The following is a 349-nucleotide window of genomic DNA, read 5'->3' as shown; positions in this document are numbered from 1 at the left end:
GCTTTATTATTAGTTTCAAAATCATCGGTAATTAAAGCCAATGTTAACCAAAGTATTCTTATGTTTTTATTTTGAAAGCCAATTATTCCCTTTGTTTTATTGAGATATTTTGAGCGGTCTTCAGGAAAATTTCGCCATAAATTAAATAATGCAGTTTCTATGGTTATGTATGAAGCATCATTTAAAAGCGATTCATATGATGTTTTTAATGCTGAAGGAATCTCAACAAGGTTTTGCACAATAGCTTGACGTACTTTTAAAGGATTATTAAAACTGGTTTTATTAATTATAGCTGGTTTTTGGTTAATTATTTTAATTTTAATTTCATTTGAAGCGTTTGATGCTAATA

Annotated in this window: 1 pseudogene; it reads right to left on the bottom strand. The window is 27.2% G+C overall.

Annotated features, from left to right (window positions below):
* Positions 1 to 349: pseudogene (locus FUA24_RS24890) on the bottom strand (M1 family metallopeptidase); the annotation flags it as partial.

Source organism: Seonamhaeicola marinus (assembly GCF_008085455.1).
This window is presented reverse-complemented; position numbering and strand designations above follow the sequence as displayed.